We start from the raw sequence: 23,321 nt of genomic DNA on the forward strand, positions 1-23,321 counted from the left end.
GCGGTCAGTGACTGGCCGCTGTGGCGCCCATTTCGTTGACTTGCTGGAAGGTCGAAAAACGCTCCAGACCGAAGGGTTTGATCAGCTCCGGCACCTTGCCGCCGCTGGCCACGAGCTCAGCCATGGTCTTTCCGCAGATCGGCGTGGCCTTGAAGCCCCACGTGCCCCAGCCCGCATCGAGGTAGTAATTCTTCACCGGCGACAGGCCCATGATCGGGCTGTAATCCGGGGTCATGTCGGTGATCCCGGCCCACTGACGCATGAGCTTGGCGTTGGCCAGGAACGGGAACATCTCGATGGCGTGGGCCAGCAGGCTTTCTTTCAGATCCAGCGTGGAGCGGGTGTTGAACAGCGGGTAGGGATCGGAACCGCCGCCGAAGACCACTTCGCCACGGCTGGTCTGCTGCACGTAGCAGTGCAGGGCAGAGGAACTCACCAGCGGATCGAGGAATGGCTTGAACGGCTGGGTCACCATGGCTTGCAGCGGGAAGGTCTGGATCGGCGAGCGAATCCCGGCCTTCTTCATCAGTTGCGAACTCATCCCCGCGACGGCCTGAACCGCGCAGCCGCACTGGATCGTGCCGCGATTGGTTTTGACCGCCGTGATGGTGCCGTTTTCGATGACCAGTTCCTGCACTTCGGTTAGCTGGTGAATCTCCACGCCGTGCTTGGCCGCCTGCTTGGCGTAACCCCAGGCCACGGCATCGTGGCGCGCCGTTGCGCCGTCGATGTGCCACAGCCCGGCGAGCACCGGAATGTGCCCCGGATCTAGAATGATCTTGGTGCCGCCAGGCTTACCGCCGTGGTAGACATGGGAAGCAGGGTGATCTTTGAAGTAAATCCAGGTGGTGCTTTTAACAAACGGGGTGGTGGGCAGGCCTTCCGACTCAAGGGCCGCGACAGTCAGCTCTTCGGCCAAGGCGTCGCGTGCCGAATCACTGAAGGTGCCTTCGGGGCTGTTTACGTAGATAAGAGGCATTGAGAAAATTCCTGATTCAGTCGAACTTGGTGATGATGACGTAACCGTTGGTATCGAATTTGGGCATCCTGTCCATCACGGACTGGACGTCTTCCAGACTGACTTGCTCGGTCACGTGCTGGCTCGGATTGAGTCGGCCTGCGTCGATCATTGAAAGCAGCTTGGCGTATTCAGGCTGCGGATTGCCCAAGCTGCCGGCGATCGACCATTCGCTGAACACAAGCTTGTCGATCGGGATGGTCAACAGGCCTTTGTCTTCTTCGCTGGACAAGCCCACGGTCGCCATACGGCCACCCTTCATCAGGCTTTCAAGGGCTGTCAGTGTGGCGTTGCTGACCCCGACCGCGTCGATCGATGCGCTAACGCCAGTGCCGTTGTTCAGTGCACGCACTTTCTCACCGGCCTGTTCTGGGGTCAGGCCCGAACTGTTGAGGGTCGCGACGGCGCCAAGCTTGGCAGCGGCCTTGAGCTGAGCTTCACGTGTATCGATACCGATCACCTGGGCTCCGAGCGCAACCGCGATCTCAACTGCTGCGAGACCAACACCACCCAAGCCAACAATCGCTACCTTTTCGCCACCTTTGACATTGGCGCGACTGGCCACCGCTCGGTAGGCCGTCATGTATCGGCAGCCCAGCGCTGCAGCGTCGAGCTCCGTAACACTCTCAGGAAGTGGAACGCAGTTGAGCGAGGCGTTAGGCACTCGAACGTACTCAGACCAACCGCCTGACCCTTCCAGCATGAAAGGCCATGAGGCGTCGTCGCAAATATTCTGAGAGCCCTTGCGGCACTGTGGGCAGCATCCGCACGCGAAGTTGAACGGGACGCTGACACGGGTACCTGCGGTAAGTCCTTTGACGCGTGAGCCGACTTTCTCGACCACTCCGCCAATTTCGTGACCCAGGGTTGTTGGCATTGGCAGCTTCAAACCCAACCAGGCCCAGTCGCCATTCCACAGATGCCAATCGGTACGGCAAATCCCCGATGCGGTGACCCGCACGAGGGCCTCGTCATCACCGATTTCCGGGATGTTCACTCGGCAGATCTTTAGCGGTTCTCGTAGGGTGTCTACTCGAACAGTACGCATGGTGGTCATGTTTTTCTCCATCTGTAATGCTGGTGAAAAAAGCATAGCGAGCACACATAGATTCGACTAGAGTGAACATTATGAAGAGCGAATTCACTTTAAATGAACTTAGGAAAATGGATCTCAACCTGTTGGTAGTGTTGAGCGTCTTGGTACGTGAGCGCAGCGTCAGGCAAACAGCGGCGCTTTTGCATGTGGGATCTCCCGCGATCAGCATGTCGCTGAACCGGCTTCGAGAGTTGATGAATGATCAGCTCTTGGTGCGAACGGGGAGGGGCATGGCACCTACCCCCAAGGCGTTGGAGCTGGTGACGCTGATCGATCCATTTCTGCAAGACCTTCGATTGGCACTTTTGGAACGAGGGCATTTCGATCCAGCCACCGTCACACGTGTGGTGCGATTTGCGATAGCCGATGACCTGGAGGCGGCGCTGCTTCCGCGCCTCATTCGTGCGCTTCAGGAGCAGGCACCCGGCGTTCGACTGGTCGTCAGAGACGCTGACTACCACTGCATCGACAAAATGCTGCAGTCGGGCGACGCGGAGGTGGTGCTGGCTGCATTACTGCCAGAACTGCAGCTCAGAGAGCCTTGCCAAATCCTCTATGAAGAGGGGTTTGTGGCGCTGTTTGACCCCAAACAAATCGTGTTGGCCGCTCCCATAGGACTGGATGAGTACTTAGCGACCCCGCAGCTGCTGATCTCGCCTCGTGGTGAGATCTGCGGAATGCTTGAGCCTCAACTACAGGCGCTAGGACGCACCCGAAATGTCATTGCCACATTGGCGAGGTTTTCAACGCTGCCGCTGGTGCTCAAAGAGACCCCCATCCTGTGCAACGTACCTTCCACCACAGCACACTTCCTGGCCGACCATTTCGGACTGGCCATAAGCGCTCTGCCGTTCAACTCCTCCCGATTCAATATCGGGATAGCGTGGCAGCATGTGTTGAATCAGGATCCGTTCACTCGATGGTTCACATCACTTGTGAGCGAGCTGATGATGGAGCTAAGGGAACAATCACAAGCCAATCAGGCCCCAGCGCAAACACGCTGAGGCCGCGTCCGGGGCCTATTTCTTGAACATGTAGCTCTTGGTGTTGGTGAACCCAGCCAGACCTTCCTGGCCGTTCTCAACGCCCATCCCGGATAGCTTGTGTCCACCAAACGGAATGTCAATGCCGTGGATGTGGATCTCGTTGACCCACACTGTCCCGGTTTCCATTCGCTTGGCGACCGCGATCGCGGCAGCGCGATCGCCACCCCATACAGAACCTGCAAGGCCGTAAGGGCTAGCGTTGACCCGAGCAATTACATCTTCCACATCGTCAAACGCAATGACGGGCAGAATGGGGCCAAACGGCTCCTCCTGCACAATGCGGCTATTCTCGGGCGGGTTGTCCACAACGGTAATCGGAACAAAATTGCCGGCCAGGCTCTGGTCAATAACACCGCCTAGCGGAACGTTGTAGCCCTGCTTGCGGGTATCCTCGAACAGGTCAATCAACTTTTCGTACTGCATACGGTTCTGGATCGGGCCCAGGTCAGTTGACTGATCCATCCCGTCACCCACCTTGACCGTCTTGGCGTACTCCACAAAGGCTGCTGTAAAAGCCGCATGAATGCTGGAGTGCACGTAAAGCCGCTTCACGGCAATGCACCACTGCCCAGAGTTGCCAAACGCTGCCCAGAACAAGGGTTTGACGATCGATGGCCAGTCAGCATCGGCCAGTACCACAGCTGCATCGTTGCCGCCCAGCTCCAATGTGATGCGCTTAAGATTGGAGGCGCCGCTGGCCATTACTTTCTTGCCTGTCGCGGTGCTGCCGGTAAAGCTGATCTTGGCGATAGCGGGGTGTTCTGTGATGATCTGTCCGAGTTCATTGCCCCCGGACAGCACACTGAGCACGCCTGGCGGCAACACAGACTGGGCGATCTCACCAAAGAACAGGGAGGTGAGAGGCGTGTAGGGCGACGGCTTCATCACCATGGTGTTGCCGGTGATCAGGCATGGCGCCACTTTCCACAAGCCAAGAAGCACTGGGAAGTTCCAAGGAGTGATCGCACCCACCACGCCCAATGGCGTGTGGTGAACTTCGACGACGTGCTCCGCCGTATCTTCGATCACCTGGACTGGAATTTCGCGCTTTGCCACTTCCCGAACCCAGTAGATCGCAGCTTCCACCTCTGACTTTGCCTGACTGTGCTTGGGCTTACCCTGTTCCAGTGTCAGCAAGGTAATCAGCTCATCCTGGCGGGCTTCGAGCGCGTCAGCGTATCGCAGGATGTAATCCGATCGGGTCTGCCAAGACAGAGCAGACCAGCTCTTGAACGCCTGAGCCGCAGCCTGGATGGCCTCTTCAAGCTGCTGAGCAGAAGCCTGGGGCGCCTGAGCGATGACCTTATTGTTAGCAGGGTTCAAGACGTCGAAGGAGCGGTCAGCGTCGACCAGCTTCCCATTAATGGATAGGTGGAAAACCGACGGCAATCCAGCCGCTTGGAGCAGATCCAACGAATGAGCAGTATTCATTATGCAATCCTTCTTATTATCTTCGAATGAGTAGACACATCCTCAAGGCTTCAGGATGGGCTTGAGCACGACACCGCTTTCGGAGTCGGCTACGGCCTGATTGATGTCTTCAAGATCGTAGTACTTCACTAATTGATCAAATGGGAAACGGCCGGCGCGCCATAGCTCAATCAGCTGCGGGATGAACACGTGAGGAACGCTATCGCCCTCGATGATGCCCCGCACGCTTCGACCGAAAAGCAGCGTGTTCATGTCCAGCGATACCTCGGCGCCCAGTGGAGCAGCTCCCACAAGCCCGCACACGCCCGGAATCGACAGGCAGTCGACCGCTTGGCGAAGCACTTTAGGGCTGGAGGTGCATTCAAGGCTGTATTGAACGCCGCCATCAGTGATCTCGCGGATGCGATCAAGCGCGTTGGTAGTGCCTGCATTGATGATGTGGGTAGCACCCAGTTCAAGTGCCAGCTCCAGGCGGCTATCATTCATGTCAATGGCGATGATGGTAGTGCAGCCGACGGCTTTGGCCGCCATAACGGCTGCAAGTCCTACCGAACCCGCTCCGAACACGGCAATGCTGCTACCAACGCCCGGTTTGAGCGCATTCATCACAGCTCCAGCACCCGTCTGGATGCCACAACCCAGCGGGCCCATCAGCTCCAGAGGGACATCCTGGGCGATCTTGATCGCATTGCGCTCTGATACCAGCGCATGTGTGCCGAATGAGGACTGATTGAAGAAACATCCACAGACAGTACCGCCATCCCCGCCTTTATAAGGGCTGGTCCCATCGGGCCGATAGCCGCCGAAATTCTGTTCGTAGAACTGAGAGCAATACCCGGGCAAGCCCTTCAAGCAGTTCCCACAGTGGCCGCAGCTGGCATAGCTCAGAACCACATGGTCGCCGGGTTTGAGGGTTTTCACCTCAGAACCTACCGCTTCCACAACCCCGGATCCTTCATGCCCTAACACGAGAGGAAGTGGGACAGGGTAGCCCTGATCTCTGACCACCATATCGGTGTGGCACACACCAACACCGACGATTTTTACGAGCACTTCGTCCTTACGTGGAGCCTCAAGCGTGAGGGTTTCGACCACGAAAGGAGCTGATTTTTGACGAACGACTGCCGCTCTGATTTGCATATTTATTATTCTCCGTGCGCCCCAGGCCAACTTGTTGGTGGTTTTGAAAAATGACAAGGGCGCGGCTATCGCCACCATGCATCAGAATTGGCGTAAGTTGAATCTGCATTCTGAAAAGGGGGTGTTAATCCAGGGCGAACGCTAACTGGCCGCGTTGAGCGAGCTAAATTCCAAGCATTGCGCTTTGAGTGCATGAAGAGTCCAGATGAGTCATTGAATAATCCCGAGGCACGCAGTCGTGGGCGGGCGCCCCGGGATTCAATGCATTTACACCACTCGGCCACCGTCGACCGGAAGTTCAACGCCGTTCAGGAAGGCGGCGCCGTCTGTTGCCAGGAACACTGCGACAGCCGCGATATCATCAGGCTTGGCCAAGCGACCTAACGGGATGGTGGAAAGAAACTTCTGGCGGTTCGCAGGCGTGTCCGGCATACCCATGAAGTCTTCAAGCAGGGCTGTCTCGCCCATGACCGGGCAGATGTTGTTGACCCGAATGCCGTCTGGGCCCAGCTCTACAGCCAGGGACTTGGACAGCAGATTCACAGCGCCTTTCGAGCCGTTGTACCAGGTCAGACCAGGGCGCGGGCGAATACCGGCAACCGAACCGACGTTGATGATCGAGCCGTTCTTGCGCTCGCGCATCAGTGGCACGACGGCCTTGGTCATGTGGAAAATCGATTTCACGTTGACAGCGAAGACTCGATCAAAGGTTTTTTCGTCAACGTCCATCAGTGGCTGATTGCGATGCGTTGTCCCTGCGTTATTGACCACAACATCGGGAACGCCGAAGGTCTTGACGCAAAGATCCACTGCTGCTTGAACCTGGTCTGCTTGAGTGACGTCGCAGGCAGCGGCGATCGCGTTGGCGCCGAGTTCATCGGCCAGTTTGCTGGCAGCTTCGAAGTTGATATCCGCGAGGACGACCTTGGCGCCTTCCTCGATGTAGCGACGTGCGATGCAAGCGCCGAAGCCGCTTGCCGCGCCGGTTACGATGGCGACTTTATTATTGAGCTGTGCCATTTTTCTCTCCGTTACCATTAAGAATCTGATTGTTCGATACAGGCTTAGCCGTGGTGACTGACCACGGTCTTGGTGATGCTGAATTCATCCAAGGCGAGGAGGCCTTTTTCACGCCCGTGCCCGCTTTTGCGGATACCGCCGAATGGCAGCTCGACACCGCCGCCTGCTCCATAGCAATTGATAAACACTTGCCCGCCTTCCAGGCGTTTGGCCATGCGCTGCTGACGTGCACCGTTTTCGCTCCAGATCGATGCAACCAGGCCATAGTCAGTGCCGTTGGCCAGGGCCACAGCATCGTCTTCGTCATCAAATGACAACGCCGCGAGCACAGGGCCGAACACTTCTTCACGCGCCAGTTTGTGGTCGCGTGGAACGGGGCCGAACAGAGTCGGACGCACGTAGTAGCCGCCTTTGGGCAGATCGTTGTCCATGGCACCTTCTGCGATCACTGGCAGATCGGAGTCCTTGCACTCCTGGATGAATTGGTTGACCCGGCCAAATTGAGCTTTGGTGATGATTGGGCCGCAGTCTGGCGCGGTCTCAGGCAGTCCGACACGTACTTCACGGAACTTGGCAGCTACGCGTGTGATGACGTCCTCGTAGACCTCTTTTTGAATGAGGACACGGCTACCAGCAGAGCAGGTCTGGCCTGCGTTCTGGATGATCGCTCCCACGATCACAGGCACTGCCTTGTCGAGGTCGGCATCTGCAAACACCACCTGAGGGCATTTACCACCCAGCTCCAGCACGCATTTGACGTGGTTGACGGCAGCAGCGGTTTGAATGGCGACTCCGACATCAGGAGAGCCGGTGAAGGTGATCAGGTTGATGCCTGGGTGACCCGCCAGCGCGGCGCCCGCTTCGCGACCATAGCCGGTCACGATATTCAGCGCACCAGCAGGCAGACCGGCCTCTGCGGCAATCTCGGCGAAGCGAAGCGACGTCATGCATGCATCTTCTGCTGGCTTGACGATCGATGCGTTGCCCATGGCCAACGCAGGCGCAATCGTACGCCCGAGCATCTGAGCCGGGTAGTTCCAGGGGATGATGTGACCCACCACACCACAGGCTTCTCTGACCACGCTGACCGTGTAGCCAGACAGGTACGGAATTACCTCGCCATGGACTTTATCGGCTGCACCACCGTAGAACTCAAAGTAGCGTGCAAGCGCCTCGATATCCTTGCGGGCCAGGGCAATAGGTTTGCCCGTGTCCTTGGCTTCGATCTCTGCCAGTTCCTCAATGTTCGCCAGCACGCCGTTGCCGATACGAACCAATATGCGGCCTCGCTCGGTAGCGCTCATCCGACCCCAGTCGCCATTGACTGCACTGCGCGCGGCCTTTACTGCCAAGTCGATGTCTTCAGGCATGCCCCGGGCGATTTCGGCATACGCCTCGCCAGTGACAGGTGAGTAGACAGGAATGCTCTGCCCGCCGGTAGCAGGGACTTTGCGGCCGTCGATGTAAAGCGTGCTCATGATTGTGCCTCCATTGGCAGATGGTTAATTGAGTCGGAACCAGTTTCGCGGCTGGTATTGAGGACAGGTGACAGCTCCCCCCGCTCGATGTGCAACACATGGTCAGGGACATCCTTTAGCAGGCTGCCGTTTGATTCAGTCACGACGATGCAGAGGTCTGGAAGACGCTGCTGCAGCTGTTTGAGGGCGTTGCTGTACTCGGTCGCGAGGGCAGGTGCCAAACCCTGAAATGGCTCATCCAGCAAGATCAGCTTGCTGCCGATCATAAGCGCTCGACCAAGGGCAGCCATTTTGCCTTGGCCACCTGATAAGGCTGCGCCAGAGCGGTTTAGCATGGGCTTGAGCTGAGACACGACCTCAAGCGTCGTCGCCAATCGTTCATCAACCTCACGTTTGTTCATCCCCGCAACCTGGCAGGGCAGGCGAAGGTTTTCTTCAATTGAAAGGGTCGGGAACATCACGCGCTCCTGCGGCGCGTAACCAATGCCCAGGCGTGCGCGGCCATGGGCTGGCACACGCGCAAGGTCAGCGCCTTCGAACAGGATTTGCCCTTCCTTGGGCTTGATGAGGCCCATAATCGTACGCAGCAGGGTCGTTTTGCCCGCGCCATTTCGGCCTACCACGGCGATGATGTTTCCTTTATTCAGATCAGCGTTTACGCCTCTGAGAATAGGTACTCGGACGATGTCGGCGCTGACGTTGGCAAGGTGGATCAGGATGTCGTTTTTCATTCGCCAAGCACCTCACGCTGGATGAGCGGATTGCTCAGTACACTGGCAGGACTACCGTCAGCAGCGACCGCTCCACTGATCCAGGCAGCCACGCGGGTTGCGTAACGCTTAACGATATCCACGTCATGTTCGACGAAGATCGCGGTGACCTTCTGGTCGTCCAGAGCACGCATGAGAATCTCCATCACGCCATGCTTCTCTTCTGTCGACACGCCACTGGTGGGTTCATCGAGGATCAGCAATTTGGGCTGAAGCATGAGCGACATGCCCACATCCAGCAGCTTGCGCTGGCCTTCAGGAAGGTTGTTGCACAGCTCATCCTGTCGATCGCACAGACTGATCAGATCAAGCATCCGATCGATTTCTACTGCGCTGCTGCCGCCAGCCAACGAACTCCAGGAAGACAAATTCTCAGCACGCGCGACTGCGGACAGCTGCAGGCATTCGCGCACGGTATGTTCAAGGAACAACTGGGGAAGCTGGAAAGACCTTGCCATGCCCTGTCTGACGATTTTTCGCGGTGACTGGGCTGTAATGTCACGGCCGGCGAAGCTGACCCGACCTTTGCTAGGCTTGAGCAGCCCAGTGCAAATATTGATGAAAGTCGTTTTGCCCGCACCGTTCTGGCCAATCACTGCCAGGCGCTCGCCCTGTTCCAGGCTGAAGTTGATGCCGTTTGCCACCACCAGTCCGCCAAAGGCCAGCGTCAAGTCATGAGTCTGCAAAAGCGCTGTCATGCTGCACCTCCGATGAGGCGTTTACGACGATTCATCAGACCGGTAATGCCTTTGGGCAGGAAGTAGATAATCACGATCAGGATGGAGCCCAACACGAGCTGCCAGGAACCACTGACCAACGCGGCTGCATACATCTTCAAAAACTCGTAAAGGATCGCCCCGACGAATGCGCCGACTGCGTGACCGGCACCTCCCAGGATGGCGATGAAGACGAACTCACCAGACCGAAGCCAGTAGCCCATCTCGGGTGTGACCAGACCTTGAGAGAGGCCAAACAACGACCCTGACAGGCCACACAGCGAGGCCGACAGAACGTACCCTTTCCAAAGCACCTTCTTGGCCGAAACCCCGAGGTATTCCAGGCGGGTTTCATTGGTCTTGATGGCGGCTAGGGCTTGTCCACCGCTGGACACAAAGTAGCGCTGTACCCCCCAGATAGCCGCAAGCGAGATCGCAACGACCAGTACCAACAAGGCAATCTCGAATGGGTCACGGGTCAGTTCAAACCCCAGCAGTGTCGGGCGGTTGATCCGCAATCCATCAGTGCCGCCTGTGACCGCGTAGAACTTGCCAAGGACGGTGAACAGCACCATCGAGATGGCAAGGTTAAGCATGCCGAAGAAGATCTCCCGGTAGCGAACAACGAACGCACCAATGAGCATCCCCGCGACCACACTCGCCAAGGTGCCAAGCGCGATTAGCAAGACCCCGTCCATGCCTGGGAAGCGATGCCCAACAAAGGCCACCACGTATCCAGAGATACAGGCGTACATGGCGTGACCGAACGAGATCTGTCCGGCTTTGAGCAGAACGACAATGCCCAACGCGGCCAAGCCGTAGCACAGCGACAAAATCAGGGGAAGCTTGAGCCAAGGGAATGTCATTGCCAGACCAAGGATGACAACGACCGCTGCAGCATTAAGTAGGAGAGCGCGCATCAGATTTTCCTCGCCTGAACGACAGTGAACAGGCCTTGAGGCCTCGCCAGCAACACCAGAACCATGATCAGGTAGGGCATGACGACTTCAAATTCGGGGGCAAGGTACACGCAGAAAGAACGTGATAGCCCAATCAGCAGGGCGGTGATCAGTGCCCCCGTTATTTGACCCAGACCGGCACTTGCGACGACTGCGAACGACAGTACGATCATGTCCGCGCCGATACCCGGCACCAGTGACGTGGTGGGTGAAGCCAGTGCTCCGCCCAAGGCCCCCAGGACTGCGCCGACGACAAAGGTTAGATAGGCGATGCGCCGAGCATTGATGCCAAGAGCTGTCGCCACTTCTCGGTCATGGGTGACGGCGATGATCTGCCGTCCCATTAGGGTGCTGTTCAGGAACCACTTGAGGAGGAAGTAGACCGCCATCGCCGCGCCTGGGACGAAGAGCAACTGGTAGTTCATGTACACCACGCCCAGCAGTTCAGATGTCCCCATCTGGTTGACGACATCCGCCACAAAATAAGGCTGCGTCCCCCAGATCATCCTTTGCAGATCCTCAAAGATCATGAAGGTGCCATAGGTCACCAGGAGCTGGAGAATCGGGTCGCGATCCTGGAACTGCCTGAGCAAAAGCATCAGTACCGTACCCAGTACAATCCCCACCGCGATAGCGCCTGTGACCAGCAGCAGTACGGATGCCACCGCAGATTCCGACCCCTGCCCAAGCCATAGCCCCAAAGACGCTGCACCATAGCCACCGAACGCGTAGAGGCTACCGTGTGCCACATTCAGGATGCGCACTACGCCAAAGATGAAGGTCAGCCCCAGTGCAACCAGAAACAGCAATCCGGCGTAAGACATGCCGTCCAGCATGGCCAGGATGAAAATATCCCGGCTCATTGCAAGGCGCTCACAGGTTGAACCTGGTCAAGCAACGCTGGCGTCACGGTCTTGACCCACAAAGGGGACTTTTCACCTGGCGGCGTCGTGATCTTGTCGGCAGGGACGATCACGATGTCTTTCAACACTTTGAATTTGTAGTCGGGACTTGAGGTGGTGATGCCAAAGAGCTGAGATTCCAGGCCCTGCCCGTCTTCTGGGCGTATGCGGATCTGACTGGTCAGCCCCCGAAATTCGAGCCCCTTGAAGGCATCGGCCAACTGTTCCTCATTGGGCCATTTGCCGCCGTTGGCCTGGATCGCCCTCAGGTAGGCCGCCTTCATGCCGTCGAGCGCCTGCACCATGTGGTACACCGAGTAGATCGGGTAGGTGCCCGTGCGCTCGTGGTATTTGGTGACGAACGCCTGATGCCGGGCATCCTTGGCGTATTGGGGATTCAAGAAATAATGGTCGCCGCGCGCACCAATCAGGACGCCATCAGGCAGCGTATTACCAAGGCGCTCAAGTGAGGTTTCGCCCAGGGCCAGGAAAAACTTAGAGGTCTTCAGCAGGCCTCTCTGGCTGGCTTGGCGTACGAAGGTATCCAGGTCGCCTCCCCACGAGGTGGTGAGCACGACTTCTGGTCGCAAGACCTGCAGTCGGCTGACCTCGGCAGAAAAATCAGAAGCTCCGAATTTGGGGAACAACTCAGCAACGACTTTCACGTCTGGTTTGAGCTGCTTCAGCACAGCGCTGAAGATTTCCCATGAGTCTCGGCCCCATGCGTAATCCTGGTTTACGACTGCGATGGTTTTGAAATCAGGATTGACCTTTAGCAAGTAAAGGACGCTGGCAACCATTTCGGTGACTGCGTTTGCCTGGGTGCGAAAGACATATTTGTAAGAATGGCCTTCGAGTGCTTTTTCTGTCCCACAGTCCCAGAGAATGTTCACAACCTTCAGGTCTTCAGCGACGGGGGCGAGTGTGTTGCAGTTACCGCTGGAGATCGAGGCGATCATCACCTTCGCACCCTGTTCCTGCACGACCCGGCGGTATTCAGATAAAAGCCGATCACCCCCTACGCCCTCGTCAACGTAGACAGGATCTACCTTGACGCCATCAATACCGCCGGCTGCGTTGAGTTCTTCTATATATAGCTCGGCTGCAGCCTTAGCCGGCATGCCAAAGACTGAGGCGGAGCCGGACATAAATGTCGTGATGCCGATTTTGACGGAGTCAGGCTTATCGCCTTCGGCGTACGCAGGTAGCGTAGAAAGACCCACAACCGCACTGGTCATGATCCGCACGCACATCAACTTGAGTCTGGATGGGGACATAGGAGGTATCTCGATCGGCTTTTGTTGTTTTTATGAAGCTGTGTGCCGAGGATGCGCCGGGGAGGCCGTTTACGGAATTTGCAATTTGGTAAGAGGGTGTTTAGCAAAACAAAACGCGTCGCGGCATAGCGCACATGCGGCTCCCAGCGCCTATTGGGGTCTCAGGGTAGTTTGACGGCTTTGGGATAGGATGGGATCTTGCTTAGAAAGTCGGGTTAAATACATGTGAGGGCTAAGGCATTCATGAGCAATTAATGCCGGCTTAAAGTCCCCGTCCGGCTTTAGTGACACCGATATGGTGCTATTCACCATTCAAACTGCGCTGGCGACGAAGCCACCAGACGCGGAAGAATAGATCTTAGATCTCGATAGCTATCTTGCCAATTTGTGCGTTCGACTCCATGAACCGGTGGGCGTCGACGATTTGAGCAAGCGGGAAGACCTTTGCTATCAATGGACGCAGCGAGCCGGATTGCAGGCCCTTGGTGATGAATGCTTTAGCGCCGTCCAGACGTTCGGGGTCTTGAGTGATTTCAAACAACTGGTATCCACGAATGGTCAGATCTTTGCCAAGCACTTCCATCACAGGGATGCTCATGTCTGCTGTATCGAGCGCTCCGTACTGGAAGAAAATTCCGAGGTAGGAGAGTGCTCGCAGGACATTGGCTACCTCTGGTCCGCCCACTGGGTCAAACGCCATGCGGGCACCTGCGCCTGCGGTGATCCGGTTCACTTCGGAGACGAGATCCTGTTCCTGTGTCGCAATAACGTGGGCGGCTCCCGCGTCCAACAACGCTTGGCGCTTTTCACTGGTGCGGGTTAGCGCGACCGGAACTGCCCCCAGAATGTTTGCAATCTGGATGGCCGCCAACCCTACGCTGCTCGACGCTGCGCGAATCAGAACGGTGTCACCCTTCTGCAGATTCCCGATATCAACCAGAGCACCGTATGCGGTAACGAACTGCATCCAAGTACCGGCGGCTTCTACGGATGTCATTCCTGCTGGCTGACGAACTAAAGCGTGCACCGGGGCAACAGCGAGTTCGCCGTACATGCCGTAGTCTGCGAACGAGAAAGCGGGGATTACATTCACCTCATCGCCCACAGCATACTCGGTGACACCAGGCCCAACGCTCTCGATTGTACCGGCTGCTTCGTAACCGAGAGTGGCGGGCATCTCAGGGGTAAAGGTGTACTGGCCGAGCCGATACATCGCTTCTGCTCGATTGAGGCCAAGAGCCTTAACCTTGATACGAACCTCTCCGGCGTTTGGGCTACGCACATCAACGTCATCAATCTGAAGCACTTCTGGGCCGCCGATACGGTGGAAGCGGACGACTTTGGACATAATGAATTCCTCAAGATAAAGGGCGGACACATACTCGCTCTGGACGTATGCGCCGGCCTGAAGGGTTGCGCCGGCTATTACGCCCGCTCTGCAACCAATTGCGAGATGGCTTCGTTCAACGTTGTCGAACCTTTGCGCATCTCGATACCGCCGCCTTCGAAATCAATCCACCCTTCATTGAAACCATTGATCATTTGAATGCGGGGAAGGGGATTGGTAGCCCCTTGGGATCGGAAAAGTGGCTCCCATTCGGAGCGAGGTATAACGTTGGTTGTTACTCGATGACCGAATGCGAGTGAGAGGGCATTTTCGATGTCCTTAGCGGAATAACGTGATGGGCCCTCCAGTTCCACAAACCTTGCCCCGTCCCACTCCTCATGCAGCAGTTGCGAAACCGTGGTGCCAATGTCGCGGATAGCAATCATGGGAATGGGGTGGTCGGCAGGCTGGAGAAAACTGTTGATGTTGCCGACGCGGGCGTCGCTCAAGTCCCAGGATGAGTTCTCCATAAACCATGCCGCACGCACAAAGGTGATTGGCAGGTTCAAGGTTCGAAAGCTCTCTTCGGACATCTTCAAATTGTTGAGCAGGTTCACGCGCTCGACGTGGGCGCCTACCGTAGACAACACGACGACTTTCGCTGGTTTCGCCTTATCCAGGGCTTCACGCACCGAGCGGTTTGCCTCGACGGTATCCGGGAAACCGGGTGAGGGGTCATAGTTGGGTGGCATCAGGATGAATGCACCGTCCACACCAGTCAGCGCCCGTGTCATGGCCGGTATATTGCGATTATCCGTGACGGCGACTTCACACCCGCGAGCAGCCCATACCGCACCTTTGGCAGCATCCCGGACGATCACTCTGACCTGCTCCCCGGCATCCAGCAATGCGTTGGCAACAGCTCTGCCAACTTGGCCAGTTACACCCATAACTGCAAACATTTGCACCCCCAATCATGAATACCAACATGAATCTCAACGAGAAAAAACCTTGGTCGGCCGCTCACGGCCGCCGACCTGTAGCGTGTATTCGCCCATCATTTTCGGTCGTTTGAGAAGCGAGGCGGGCCATTGCGCTCACTCGACATGCGCATGTTAAAGTTATGATCGTCACCGCGTATATGGCATTTATTTGCACGTAGTGCCAAAAAGCGTACTACCCAACTGAGGATGATGTATGACCAAGCTTAGGAACTATGACGGCGCACCGGGGTGTTCCATCGAAGCCGCGCTTCACATAATGGGCGGCAAGTGGAAGGGGGTCATCCTTTACCACCTGCTGCTGGATGGCACGCATCGATTCAATGAGCTACAACGGCGCCTTACCGGCGTACCGCCGAGATTGTTGATCAAGCAGCTTCGGGATATGGAAGAGGATGGACTTGTGGTACGCAAGGTCTACCCAGTGGTACCACCTAAAGTTGAATACTCGCTAAGCGACGAAGGTCGGAGCCTTGAGCCTTTCATCTTGGGATTATGCGGTTGGGGAGATGCCTGGTTGAAACGTCGGGGTATGACCACAGCAGCGCAGATGAGAGCGGACGAGGATGCTGCAGGGCTGAAATCAGATGCACCGTGCTTAGCTGAAGAGCAAGGGTAGGGCAGTACGCTTAAGCGTACTATATGCAAATTTTCGCAGTATTTACGTTTCTGCCCACTCCGATAGGCTTGTTTGCAAACGGGCATTTGACTGGATCGAGAACTCCAGCCTAGCCCTGAACAACCCTCGGAGGATTGATTTTGTCCGCAAAACTTTTTGAACCAGTAACCATCGGTGGCTTGACACTTCGCAACCGGATTGCGATGTCACCAATGTGCATGCACTCAGCCGATGATGGATGCGTTACGGATTTCCATACCGTGCACTACGGTGCTCGAGCCCTTGGTGGCGCAGGTCTCGTATTTCTGGAAACCACTGCCATTATGAGTAATGGAATGATTGGCCCTGGCGATATTGGGATCTGGGACGACGTCCAAGTTCCAGGGTTAGCCGAGCTGGTCAAAACTATTCAGCGGTTTGGGGCGAAAGCAGGCTGCCAGTTGGGGCATGCAGGCCGTCAGTTGGGTGTCCCAGGCCCATCCATCGCACCTTCGGCCATCTCGTTCACTGCCGATTCACCTGTGCCGCAGGCACTCGATCTGGCAGGAATCAAGCAGGTGGTAGAGGCTTTCCGACAAGGCGCACGCCGTGCTCATGAGGCGGGCTTCGACGTAGTGGAAGTGCACACTGCCCACGGATATCTGCTCAATGAGTTTCTCTCGCCACTCGCGAACCATCGCACCGACGAATACGGTGGCAGCCATGAGAACCGCTATCGCATCGTCCGTGAAGTGATCGATGCCGTTCGCTCCGAGTGGAAAGGCCCATTGTTCGTCCGGATCTCGTCCACCGACTACACCGAAGGCGGTAACACACCTGAAGACTTCCTCATCTACGGCAAATGGATGAAGGAGCAGGGCGTAGACCTCATCGACTGTTCGTCAGGCGGTATCGCTATGGTGAAGGTAAAGGCTTTCCCTGCCTACCAAGTTCCAGCGGCTGAATTGCTGCGTCGTGAGCTTGGGATCATGACAGGCGCCGTCGGTCTGATCGAAAGCGGCCGCCAGGCTGAAGAAATCGTACAGAACGGTCGGGCAGACATTGTTCTGGTTGGCCGTGACATGCTGCGAGACCCCTTCTGGGCCCGCACCGCCGCAGACGAATTGCGAACGGCTATCCCGGTTCCTCCGCAATACACCCGTTATGGATCGGTATGGCAGCGCAGCCAACCGCCGGTGCCATCAGCACCAATGACCGAAAGCTGATCTGCCCACAAGTACAACAGGCTTGATCCAATTTACCCCTGATGCGCCACGCAGCGTTCAGGGGTTTTCTCCATCCGAATTTATCCAGGTCGTTTTCTTTGTTGAAGCGGCTCCTTACCGACTTGAAGGAATAACATGAAAGCCATTGCATTCACTCAACATGGTCTGCCAATCGAAGACCCCAATTCGCTGATGGACATGGATCTGCCAAGGCCAACTCCAGGCTCGCGTGATCTATTGGTGGAGGTGCAGGCCATCTCAGTCAATCCTGTCGACACCAAGATCAGGGCAGGCTCCGCGACTACTGAACCCAAGGTGCTGGGTTGGGACGCAGTGGGAGTAGTCCGTGAGATCGGCGCTGATGTAACGCTGTTCAAAGTCGGCGACGAGGTCTTCTACGCAGGCTCTATTTTGCGTCCTGGTAGCTACAGCGAATTTCACTGCGTGGATGAGCGTCTCGTTGGTCATAAGCCTAAAACCATCAATGCAGCTCAAGCAGCAGCATTACCTCTCACGTCTATTACCGCTTGGGAGTTGCTCTTTGACCGCCTTGGCGTTGCTGAAGGGGGTGGAGAGGGGAACAGTTTACTCATCATGGGGGCTGGGGGCGGAGTGGGCTCAATCCTCGTCCAATTGGCTCGCAAGCTAACCAAAATGACAGTTATTGGAACAGCTTCACGGTCTGAAACGAACGCACCATGCATCCATCCACACGAGCCATCCTTCAGGCGTCTCTGCCTCTTCGATTTTGATCATTTCCTACTTCGGCAAGAAGGGAAACCCCTTAGATTTCAATGGGTAGGACGCTAGATGCGAGTCTCGTTTCCCGCTACAATCTCCTGATTTGTATTCGCTGTATCGTCAATCTGTGGTTATTCGCGCCGCGTTTTGACGCAACTGATCTAGGTAGTTCGCCCATTGTTGGGCAGCCTCTCGGCGTTGCGCCAGCAATTGAGCCCGTGCATACACTGCCCCGAGCGCACCCGGCATTCGGTGAGATAACGAAAGTTCGAGCACGATTGGATCGATACCCAAGTGCTCGTGGGCAATGGTTCTGTAGGTCGCGCGAAAGCCGTGGGCAGTAATGTTGTACTCCGGCCAGATACGCTGAAAGGACTTGAGCATGGAGGTCGGATTGATGGGGCGACCCGGATAGACCGGCGAGACGAACACCCAGCCTTTGCCTTCTTCATCCACCACGCGGGTTCTATGTAGCTCGCGTAACAGAATCAAGGCTTGCTCAGGCAACGGCACGATGTGTTTGCTCTTGTCCAGATGCTTGGTCTTGCTCACCACATAACGCCAATCGGCGCCCACCAAGTCGACATCTTCCCATCGCATCTGCACCAGTTCGCCTGGGCGGACGGGCAATATGACCAGCAGGCGCATTGCCGCGGCAACGCTGCCGTCGCTGCAGTCATCAAGGCGTAGAAGAAACCTGCCCAGGTCGGATGGCCTTTCGATCGCCGGGTTGCTGGTCACAATGTGGCGAATCTTCAACTCCTCAATGTTGCTGAGCGCCACGTTGCGCTCCACCCAGCCGCGACCTTCGGCAAAGCCCAGAACGGCACGTATGATGGTGCGCACGCGCCGGGCCATGGCCATGGTGCGCTGGCGGCGCAACTCAGTGATGATCGTAGTGATGTGTTCCAACTTGATCTCGCTGACCGGTTTATTGCCGATAGCGGGCAAGATGTGGTTATTCAGCGCGCCACTAAACCCCGAGATGGATTTGGGCACCAGTTCCGCAGACTTAAATGCTAACCATTGTTTGGCCACATACGCGAAGGTGCGCTCTTCGTTGAGCAGCTGTGCCTCGATCTTCGCGGTCTTGGCTTTGAGGGGAGCAATGTGGTTGGCTACGTCGCGGCGTGCGCCGCGGGCAATGTCGCGTGCCTCCTTCAGACTGATGTCAGGGTAAGCGCCAATGGAGAAGCGGTTTTCCTTACCATGCAGCCGATACTTCAAGCGCCAGAATTTGGACGGGGATTTACCGGCCCTGCTCGACGCCCTTACCTCCAAGTAGAGGCCAGGGACTTCGCCGTCGGCGTGCTTGCCGGGCTCAGTCAGCGAGCGGATGAAGGCATCGCTGAGTTTTCGTTTGAAAGCAGTAGCAATATCTGGCGGCATCGGTGGGGGCATCCTTTTTAAGGAACCGAAATTTGCCCCCAATTATGCCCCCATGAGCTCTGGAATCCACTGGATTTAGACAGGCGGCGGTGGATTGATTTTTCCTTCAAGTAGTTGTTATTTAAGGATTTTATGGAATACAGTGGAACTCCATTACAAGCTATCGGGGTCCCCAAAAAACATCTGAATCCGTGACCTCAACCAGCGTTCGCCGGGGTCGTTGTCCTGGGCGCCGCGCCAGGCCATATGCAGTTCAAAACTTTGCACGTCCAGTGGCGGATCTTCGGCGCGTACGCCGCCTGCCGCAGTCAGGGCTTCGGCGGTGTAGTCGGGGACGGTGGCGATGATGTCGGTGCCCGCCAGCAGGGTGCTCAGGCCATTGAACTGCGGCACTGCCAGGACTACGTGGCGCTTGCGACCCATTTTTTCCAGTTCGGTGTCGATAAACCCGCTCAGGTCTCCGGCAAAGGACACCAGGGCATGGGGCCGTTCGCAGAAGTCGTCCAGGCTCAGTGAGCCAGGCATGGTGTCGGCGCGAAGCAGTTTCGGCCGGCTGCGGCGCAATACCTTGCGTTTGGCGTTGGCGGGCAGGTCGCTGGTGTAGCTGACACCTACCGAAATTTCGCCGGAGGCCAGCAGTGGCGGCATCAGGATGTAGTTGACCCGCCGCACCACCAGGACGATGCCCGGCGCTTCTGCGCGCAAGCGCTTGAGCAGCAGGGGCAGCAGGGCGAACTCGACATCGTCCGACAGGCCAATGCGAAACACCGAGGTGCTGGTGGCCGGGTTGAACTCGGACGCACGGCTCACTGCCGTGGAGATCGAGTCCAGGGCAGGTGACAACAAGGCAAAAATCTCGATTGCCCGCGCCGTGGGCTCCATGCTGCGCCCGGTACGCACGAAAAGCGGGTCGTCGAACAAATTGCGCAGGCGTGACAATGCCGCACTGATTGCCGGCTGCCCCAGAAATAGCTTCTCGGCTGCGCGGGTCACACTGCGTTCATGCATCAAGGTTTCAAAGACGATCAGCAAATTCAGATCGACGCGACGCAAGTCGTTACGGTTCATCAGGCAGGCTTCGCTGGGGTTCAACAGGTAGTCAAGTAACGGATCTTACTGGCAAAACTGATTTTCCGTCACTCGGTAGATTTTCTTTCTTGCTTGCATACAGGTGCTTTACCACCGGTTTACAGCGGTTTGCCCGTGTTTTCCGGGCTAGAGACGGCGTGTAACCTGTCTGCGGATCAATGCCAGGCATGTCGACTATTAATGCTGTCTGTTAGTCTTGCGCACAAAGCCCGGATAAAGTCCCGTGGTATTAGCGATTAATTAGGCGAGGTTGGTAATGTCGCGCACGATCCGTTTTCACAAGTTTGGTCCGGCCGAGGTGCTCAAGTGCGAAGAGCACGAAGTCGCCGCGCCTGCACCTGGCGAAGTACAGGTCCGTGTCGAAGCCATTGGCATCAGCTGGTATGACGTGCTGTGGCGCCAGAATCTGGCGCCCAGCCAGGCTCGGCTGCCTGCCGGTATCGGCCATGAAATGGCGGGTATTGTCACTGCTGTCGGTGCAGGTGTGGACGATCTGGCCATTGGCGACAAGGTCGCCAGCTTTCCCGGGCAGAGCGCCAATGACTACCCGACCTATGGCGAGCTGATTTTGATGCCGCGCTCCACGCTGACCCGCTACCCGGACGTATTGTCTGCGGTTCAAGCCAGTGTGCATTACACACCTTTGCTTATGGCCTACTTTGCCTATGTTGATCTGGCGCAGGTCAAGCCGGGGCAAACCGTACTGATTACCGATGCCAGCCATTGTGCCGGGCCATCCTTCGTTCAGTTGGGCAAGGCCCTGGGCCTTAAGGTGATTGCTGCGACCAAGGATGCCGAGGAGCGCGAGTGCCTGCTGAGCCTGGGGGCCGACAAGGTCATTGTGACCGAGGAGCAGGACTTGCTGATGCAGGTCAACAAGATCACCGACAACAAGGGTGTGGACGTTGTCCTCGATGGCCTTGGCGGTCCGCAGATGTCGGTGCTGGGTGACGTGCTGGCACCCCGTGGCAGCCTGGTGCTCTATGGCTTGCAGGGTGGTAATCAAACGGGATTCCCGGGCTGTGCGTGCTTTCAGAAGAACATCAAGTTTTTCGTCCATTGCATCGGCAACTTCACCGGTAAACCGGAGTTGGGCATTGCCCAGGATGAAGAGGCGATGAAGCGCGCCCTGCGTGATATCAATCAGTTGACCGCCGACCGGGTGCTGTTGCCGTTGGAGATCAAGGTCTTCCCTTTTGAAAACTTTGTGGAAGCCCATCGTTATATGGACGATTGCCCGTGTCGTGGGCGCGTGGCGCTGCAGTTGGCTACGGTGTAAACGCAGCCGTGAGCGCCGGGTAATAAACGCGCCCCTGAACATAGTGTTCAGGGGCGTTTTTTTTGTGCTCGGGAAAACCGTTTTTTGCTGCATGTGAGCCTCGGGAAGGCAAGAGCCGAGGAGTACATTGCAGTGTGGGAGGAAAGAACGAAATCAATTCATAAAGTTGTCATATATAGCGATATGTATTTTTTTGAATGTTTTCTTGTAGGCTTATTCCTGTGCGTACGTGCGCCTCGTCTGTTCTGGTCTGGCGGGCGGAGGTAAATGTGGGCGCGTTAAATCGGGCTGCTAATAATAAGGCTCTCGATATGGAGGAATAACCCATGAATAACTTTCATGAACAAGCCATGAGCTTTGTCTATCAACAAGTACTTCACCGGCTCCTGGGTTTTTTCAGCCGCCCCGAGCGCATTGCATTGCAGTTGTTGATTCAGCGTTTAATTGTGGCCGCGGGGGGTATTGAGCGTATAGGGCACTATCGGGTGATGGTTGTTCATGAGGGTGGCAAGGAATGCGCTTATACCTTGGCGTTCTTACGAGCTGCACAACTCAGTATTGCCGGGCGCTCGCCCCATACCTTCATTTTGCGCATTGCAATACTGCGTCAGCCGCGGATGACCGCCAACGTGATGGAGCGCATTCAAACCCAATGCAGCGAGTTGTTTATTTATGACGATAGTCGCGTGGAGTTACTGCTGGTGGATGACAAGGGCCTGAGCAGGCTACATAAACCGGCTGCATTCGAGAGCCTGGCGTCGGCCATGAATCGAACGCAGGTATTGATGTCGGGGCACCTGACTCAAGGTGATGCCCGGGCAACGTTCTTTTATGCGGATCTGCTGGCACGGGCCAAGCTATATCACCATGCCTGTGAGTGGGGGGGCAAGGTAGACGCGCTGATTGACAGGCGTCCGCCGAGCCATCTTGGGCAGTACGTGACCTGGATTCAGGAGGTCGCCCACCGGCAGGGGCATTCGCCCAAAGGGGCCCAGCGACAAAGTTTTGAAAGTGCGGTCAAATTGTGCATCCAGCTGGATGATGACTATAAGCAGTTATTGCATCTGCCAGCGGCGCCGGGTCGTGAAGAGGCTGTTGCCAGCGAGGCCAACAACGATATAAACGTGATTAATGTATTTGATTGCCTGTGCCAGGAAATGGATGTCTTACGCTCGCAAGTGTTGATGTTTGTGGAGGGGCCCTGGAATGTCAGGGCGCTTGATATCGAAGAGCCGCAGGCTGCTGTGGTATTATTGGCCGCGCACGTGCATGGATTGCGCGGTACCTGCCAATATGGTCTGGAATACAACGTGGGTGTGGATGCTTACTTGCGTCGCGCCTCGCTTGAAAATCAGTCCAATGAGCGATTTAAAGGCCAACTGATAAAGCAGCTGGGTGAAACGTTTAATACGCCAAAAAGAATAAACAAGTTGCATGGCGTGGCAACGCAATACTTGAGCGAGTTACACGGTGTCAACGATGAGCAACTGGGATGTTCTATCTGTTCGCCTTTTATTAATCAGGCCCGGGACCTGGAAGCCTTTTTACATAATTGCCACCCCGAAAAGCTGCGTTTTATCGACGAATTCAGACAGATTTTAATGGCGCCCACTGCATCGTCGCAGGTTGATTTCAGCTGGCTTGAGTCAGTGAGCGGCCTGCCACTGGCGTCATTGCAGGCGCTGTATCAGATGAAGAAAATCGATTTCCAGCAATGTGATTCACTGATCGCCAACCTGGCCGCTCATGACCCGAGCAAAAAGCCCTGGCAGACGGCACCGACGGGCTGATACTCACTCAAGGCATGCCCGTCAGCCG

Annotated in this window: 19 protein-coding genes and 2 pseudogenes; 6 read left to right on the forward strand and 15 right to left on the reverse strand. The window is 56.4% G+C overall.

All coding sequences use genetic code 11. The features are described from left to right. Positions 1–4: 4 nt before the first annotated feature. A pseudogene (locus ACZRMH_RS11310) lies at positions 5–772 on the reverse strand (FAD-dependent oxidoreductase); the annotation flags it as partial. Positions 773–995: 223 nt separating this feature from the next. Next, on the reverse strand, positions 996–2,075 hold the full coding sequence (locus tag ACZRMH_RS11315; RefSeq protein ID WP_169906557.1) for an alcohol dehydrogenase catalytic domain-containing protein: 1,080 nt from the start codon (positions 2,073–2,075) through the stop codon (positions 996–998). A gap of 71 nt (positions 2,076–2,146) precedes the next feature. Between ACZRMH_RS11315 and ACZRMH_RS11320 the strand changes: the two genes are divergently transcribed. Beyond that, a complete protein-coding gene (locus ACZRMH_RS11320; protein WP_102879481.1) occupies positions 2,147–3,118 on the forward strand; it encodes a LysR substrate-binding domain-containing protein in 972 nt (323 codons plus the stop codon). Positions 3,119–3,133: 15 nt separating this feature from the next. On the opposite strand, the gene ACZRMH_RS11325 is transcribed toward ACZRMH_RS11320, so the two are convergent. The 11 genes from ACZRMH_RS11325 to ACZRMH_RS11375 all read right to left on the reverse strand — a co-directional run bounded on the left by ACZRMH_RS11325 (position 3,134) and on the right by ACZRMH_RS11375 (position 15,142). Continuing rightward, complete coding sequence (locus ACZRMH_RS11325) at positions 3,134–4,591, reverse strand: aldehyde dehydrogenase family protein (protein WP_102879480.1); 1,458 nt, start codon at positions 4,589–4,591, stop codon at positions 3,134–3,136. A 42-nt stretch (positions 4,592–4,633) separates the two neighbouring features. After that, the gene (locus ACZRMH_RS11330) at positions 4,634–5,731 is read right to left on the reverse strand and encodes an NAD(P)-dependent alcohol dehydrogenase (protein ID WP_102879479.1); all 1,098 of its coding nucleotides are present in this window, start codon (positions 5,729–5,731) and stop codon (positions 4,634–4,636) included. Positions 5,732–5,998: 267 nt separating this feature from the next. Continuing rightward, positions 5,999–6,751: an SDR family oxidoreductase gene (locus tag ACZRMH_RS11335; RefSeq protein ID WP_102879478.1), complete on the reverse strand. Its 753-nt coding sequence runs from the start codon at positions 6,749–6,751 to the stop codon at positions 5,999–6,001. A gap of 44 nt (positions 6,752–6,795) precedes the next feature. Next, the gene (locus ACZRMH_RS11340) at positions 6,796–8,229 is read right to left on the reverse strand and encodes an aldehyde dehydrogenase family protein (protein WP_102879477.1); all 1,434 of its coding nucleotides are present in this window, start codon (positions 8,227–8,229) and stop codon (positions 6,796–6,798) included. Then, positions 8,226–8,960 carry an ABC transporter ATP-binding protein gene (locus tag ACZRMH_RS11345; protein WP_197881983.1) on the reverse strand — a complete coding sequence of 245 codons (735 nt, stop codon included), beginning with the start codon at positions 8,958–8,960 and terminating at the stop codon, positions 8,226–8,228. Before ACZRMH_RS11345 ends, ACZRMH_RS11340 begins: the two co-directional genes overlap by 4 nt. Beyond that, on the reverse strand, positions 8,957–9,697 hold the full coding sequence (locus tag ACZRMH_RS11350) for an ABC transporter ATP-binding protein (RefSeq protein WP_102879476.1): 741 nt from the start codon (positions 9,695–9,697) through the stop codon (positions 8,957–8,959). The genes ACZRMH_RS11345 and ACZRMH_RS11350 overlap by 4 nt, the downstream gene beginning before the upstream one ends. Continuing rightward, positions 9,694–10,635: a branched-chain amino acid ABC transporter permease gene (locus ACZRMH_RS11355; RefSeq protein WP_102879475.1), complete on the reverse strand. Its 942-nt coding sequence runs from the start codon at positions 10,633–10,635 to the stop codon at positions 9,694–9,696. Before ACZRMH_RS11355 ends, ACZRMH_RS11350 begins: the two co-directional genes overlap by 4 nt. Beyond that, the gene (locus ACZRMH_RS11360; protein ID WP_102879474.1) at positions 10,635–11,537 is read right to left on the reverse strand and encodes a branched-chain amino acid ABC transporter permease; all 903 of its coding nucleotides are present in this window, start codon (positions 11,535–11,537) and stop codon (positions 10,635–10,637) included. Before ACZRMH_RS11360 ends, ACZRMH_RS11355 begins: the two co-directional genes overlap by 1 nt. After that, positions 11,534–12,814, reverse strand: a complete 1,281-nt coding sequence (locus tag ACZRMH_RS11365; RefSeq protein ID WP_197881981.1) for an ABC transporter substrate-binding protein — start codon at positions 12,812–12,814, stop codon at positions 11,534–11,536. Before ACZRMH_RS11365 ends, ACZRMH_RS11360 begins: the two co-directional genes overlap by 4 nt. Before the next feature lie 397 nt (positions 12,815–13,211). Beyond that, a complete protein-coding gene (locus ACZRMH_RS11370; RefSeq protein ID WP_102879473.1) occupies positions 13,212–14,201 on the reverse strand; it encodes a zinc-dependent alcohol dehydrogenase family protein in 990 nt (329 codons plus the stop codon). Between the two features lie 77 nt (positions 14,202–14,278). Next, positions 14,279–15,142: an NmrA family NAD(P)-binding protein gene (locus ACZRMH_RS11375; protein ID WP_102879472.1), complete on the reverse strand. Its 864-nt coding sequence runs from the start codon at positions 15,140–15,142 to the stop codon at positions 14,279–14,281. A 235-nt stretch (positions 15,143–15,377) separates the two neighbouring features. Between ACZRMH_RS11375 and ACZRMH_RS11380 the strand changes: the two genes are divergently transcribed. The 3 genes and pseudogenes from ACZRMH_RS11380 to ACZRMH_RS11390 form a co-directional block, all read left to right on the forward strand. After that, positions 15,378–15,800, forward strand: coding sequence for a winged helix-turn-helix transcriptional regulator (locus ACZRMH_RS11380; RefSeq protein WP_102879471.1), 423 nt, complete (start codon positions 15,378–15,380; stop codon positions 15,798–15,800). Between the two features lie 140 nt (positions 15,801–15,940). Continuing rightward, a complete protein-coding gene (namA, locus tag ACZRMH_RS11385) occupies positions 15,941–17,005 on the forward strand; it encodes an NADPH dehydrogenase NamA (protein WP_102879470.1) in 1,065 nt (354 codons plus the stop codon). 135 nt (positions 17,006–17,140) lie between these two features. Next, positions 17,141–17,698: pseudogene (locus ACZRMH_RS11390) on the forward strand (zinc-binding alcohol dehydrogenase family protein); the annotation flags it as partial. Between the two features lie 168 nt (positions 17,699–17,866). Here the strand turns inward: ACZRMH_RS11390 and ACZRMH_RS11395 are convergent. Both ACZRMH_RS11395 and ACZRMH_RS11400 read right to left on the reverse strand, forming a co-directional pair. After that, the gene (locus ACZRMH_RS11395) at positions 17,867–19,135 is read right to left on the reverse strand and encodes a tyrosine-type recombinase/integrase (protein WP_102879468.1); all 1,269 of its coding nucleotides are present in this window, start codon (positions 19,133–19,135) and stop codon (positions 17,867–17,869) included. 153 nt (positions 19,136–19,288) lie between these two features. Beyond that, the gene (locus ACZRMH_RS11400) at positions 19,289–20,203 is read right to left on the reverse strand and encodes a LysR family transcriptional regulator (protein WP_464013452.1); all 915 of its coding nucleotides are present in this window, start codon (positions 20,201–20,203) and stop codon (positions 19,289–19,291) included. Between the two features lie 277 nt (positions 20,204–20,480). On the opposite strand from ACZRMH_RS11400, the gene ACZRMH_RS11405 reads away from it, so the two are divergent. Beyond that, on the forward strand, positions 20,481–21,503 hold the full coding sequence (locus ACZRMH_RS11405) for a zinc-dependent alcohol dehydrogenase family protein (protein WP_464013453.1): 1,023 nt from the start codon (positions 20,481–20,483) through the stop codon (positions 21,501–21,503). A 350-nt stretch (positions 21,504–21,853) separates the two neighbouring features. Beyond that, a complete protein-coding gene (locus tag ACZRMH_RS11410) occupies positions 21,854–23,293 on the forward strand; it encodes a hypothetical protein (protein ID WP_464013454.1) in 1,440 nt (479 codons plus the stop codon). The last annotated feature ends 28 nt before the right edge of the window (positions 23,294–23,321 follow it).

The sequence above is a fragment of the Pseudomonas sp. B414 genome, assembly GCF_055408445.1.